Genomic DNA, 3,212 nt, shown 5'->3' on the forward strand with positions numbered 1-3,212 from the left:
CGGTGTTGATCGACTTGACCGACGCGGTCGCTGAAGCCCTGGCCTGTCCGTTCGCCAACGTCTCCGTAGAAATGGTTTATCGGAGTCTTTATTTTTTGGTTCTTCGACGGTTCTTGTGGAGCCGAATACAAATATGTAACATTTAAGTTCATTGATTTTCTTTGGTGAATTTATAGAATTAAATAAAAGCAAGAAATTGAGGTGAATTCCGATGACAGAAAATGAAGTTTTTGAGATGATTTTGGGGATTAAAGAAATTCAAGTGGATCGAGTAGATTGGCAGGATCAAAGTCTTCACATTCACTGTAGCTCTATTTTTGAAGAAACACTTTGCCCTCATTGCCTTAAAAAAAGGCAGGTGGTTAATCAAACCTATGAACGATCATTTCGAGATTTACCGATTGCCGGTAAAGAAGTGTATGTACATTTAAATCAGCGGCAGTTTTATTGTCCGGACTGTGATCGGTATTTTAATGAGTCTTTTAGTTTTGTTGATCCAAAACGGACGATGACCCGCCGGTATGAACGTTATGTTTATGAATGTTGTAAAGCGAGCACGATTCAAAAAATCAGTGCGCAAGAGGTAAATGCTCATTAACTGCGGGTAATTCTCTAGCTTATAGCCTCTAAGCCCACTAGACTCATTGCCATGAAAACCCTCCCCTTCCACCCCAAACTAACGGAGATTGCCGAGAGCGAACAAACGCCCTTGGTACGTTGTTTGTTGCAGATCATTGCCGAGCAGCAAGAACGGATTCAGCGGTTGGAGGACGAGGTGCGACGTTTGAAGGGCGGGTCGCCCCGTCCGCAGCTGAAACCGAATACCTTGGAACCGGCGAGTCCACCGGAGGCGGGGGAGGGCGTCCCCCGCCGCCGCCGGGGTCCGCAACGGGCGAAGACGGCGCACCTCATCATTCACGAAACCCAAAAAGTCCCGTTGACCGATGTACCGGCTGGAGCGCGCTTCAAGGGCTATCGTCCGTATGTCGTGCAGGAAGTCGAAATCCGCGTCCACAATACCTGTTACCGGCTGGAGCAATGGCAGTTCCCCACGGGCGAGTGTGTAACCGCGCCCGTGCCGGTGGCGGTTCATGGGGGCCATTATGGTCCCGAGTTAGTCAGTTATCTTCTCCATCAATATTACGCGGCCCATGTGACCCAACCGCTGTTGTTGGCCCAGGTGCGGGATTGGGGGATTGAGATGTCGTCCGGTCAGCTCAATCATCTCCTGATGACCGAAGGCCATGCGGTCTTTCATCAGGAAAAAGCCGAGATCAAGGCGGTTGGTTTGGCGGTTTCTCCCTACGTTCAAGCGGACGATACCGGTGCGCGGCATCAAGGAAAAAATGGCTACTGTACGGTGGTGGGTAACGAATGGTTTACCTGGTTTGCGAGTACGGACTCGAAAAGCCGAGTCAACTTTCTGGAGTTGCTCCAAACCGAACGCCGTTATGAAATCAATGCCGATGCCTTAGCGTACATGGCGGAGCGGGGGTTAGCGGCGGGGCACCGGGAACGGCTCGCCGCCCGCCCGGTGGTGTTGAACGACGCCACGGCATGGGCGGCCTATTTACGACGGAACCTGGTCGAGAGCGCCCGGGCGGTGGCCTTGGCCACCGAGGGGGCCTTGATCGGTGGTTTGGCCACCCAAGGATTTAACCTGGACATCGGATTGGTCAGCGATGATGCGGGACAATTTAACTTGTTTGTGCATGGCCTCTGCTGGGTTCATGCGGAACGACCTTTACAGCATCTCCTGCCGTTGAACGAGACCGACCGACGCGCCATCACTTGGGTTCGGCAACAAGTCTGGCCTTTATATCGGGACCTGAAGGCGTATCGACAGCAGCCCACCGAGGCGGCGAAAAAGCGGATCACAGCGGATTTCGAGGCACTCTGCACCACGGAAACGACTTGTGAACCCCTCAATCACGTTCTACAGGGTCTGCACCGCAACCAACCGGAGCTGCTGCGAGTACTGGAACGCCCCGAATTACCGCTGCACAACAACCGCAGCGAAAATGACATTCGGGATATGGTTAAAAAGCGCAAGATCAGCGCGGGGACGCGCAGTGAGAACGGACGACAATGTCGAGATACCTTCCTCAGCCTCAAGAAAACCTGTCGTAAGCACGGACTCTCATTTTGGGAGTACCTCAGAGATCGGGTGTCCGGCCTGAATGTGATTCCCCGTCTCGCGCATTTCATTCGCCAAGCTGCTGCATCCTGAACTTAGCTTCACCAGCAGTTAATGAGCATTTACCGCAAGAGAACCTGGTTTGGCATACCGTGAATGACCTCTGCCAACGGGGTGCACGGCAAGAAATGGATACCCGTCCGGTGGTAAAAGTGCGGGTGGTAGGGATGGATGAATTTGCCATTAAAAAAGGACATCGTGATTTTGCGACGGTGATTGTTGATTTAGAGCATATTGAAATTATTGATATTTTAGACTATCGTGATCAAGAAAAGCTGATTCAATATTTTCAAAGTCGAGGGACGGAATGGTGCGAAGGGATTGAAGTCTTTTGCTCGGATATGTGGCAAGGATTTATCAATACGGCGAAGGCCGTTTTTCCGAAAGCCACTCTGGTTGTCGACCGATTCCATTTCTTCAGTTATCTGAATAAAGTGGTGGATAATCAACGCAAAAGTTTACGCCGACAATTTAAAGATCAGGAGCATTTCAAGCGTCTGAAATGGGCATTACTAAAAAATGCTGAAAACTTGACGGTGGATGATAAAAAGAAATTAGTCTGTGCTTTTCTACTGGCTCCTCAATTGAAGATTATCTACGAACATAAGGAAAATTTTCGTTTGATTTTTAATCAAAGGTTGACTCGAGAACAAGGTGAAATCGCATTAACTCAATGGATAGAAGAAGCCAAGCAAATCAAGAATAAGCACTTGGATAAATTTTTGTATATGCTGAATACCTGGAAAGCGTATGTATTAAACTATTTCACGCATCGATTCACGACGAGCATCATCGAAGGTATTAACAATTCGATCAAAACAGTGAAACGTATGGGTTATGGTTTTCGCAATTTCGCCAACTTTAAGCATCGAGTGTTAATCAGTTTCGCCTAGATCAACAAGAATCCTCGAAGAACCTATTTTTTGACCCACGCGGTCGCCCAAGACCCGACCACCGACCCCGTCCGCTATTTGGCCGACCACGCTCGCGAGTTGGGCATTCTTAAACGACCCCG

At 49.5% G+C, this 3,212-nt stretch carries 3 protein-coding genes; all 3 read left to right on the forward strand.

The features are described 5' to 3' along the window. Positions 1-211: 211 nt before the first annotated feature. Genes BN873_RS18655 through BN873_RS18665 form a run of 3 tightly spaced genes read left to right on the forward strand, consistent with a single transcriptional unit; the run spans position 212 to position 3,090 of the window. Positions 212-598 carry a transposase family protein gene (locus BN873_RS18655; RefSeq protein ID WP_048677256.1) on the forward strand — a complete coding sequence of 129 codons (387 nt, stop codon included), beginning with the start codon at positions 212-214 and terminating at the stop codon, positions 596-598. A 51-nt stretch (positions 599-649) separates the two neighbouring features. Then, positions 650-2,230 (forward strand): IS66 family transposase, encoded by a 1,581-nt coding sequence (locus BN873_RS18660; protein WP_048677260.1) that lies wholly within the window; start codon positions 650-652, stop codon positions 2,228-2,230. Continuing rightward, on the forward strand, positions 2,146-3,090 hold the full coding sequence (locus tag BN873_RS18665; RefSeq protein ID WP_277921610.1) for an ISL3 family transposase: 945 nt from the start codon (positions 2,146-2,148) through the stop codon (positions 3,088-3,090). The genes BN873_RS18660 and BN873_RS18665 overlap by 85 nt, the downstream gene beginning before the upstream one ends. The last annotated feature ends 122 nt before the right edge of the window (positions 3,091-3,212 follow it).

The sequence above is a fragment of the Candidatus Competibacter denitrificans Run_A_D11 genome (assembly GCF_001051235.1).
Classification (GTDB): domain Bacteria; phylum Pseudomonadota; class Gammaproteobacteria; order Competibacterales; family Competibacteraceae; genus Competibacter_A; species Competibacter_A denitrificans.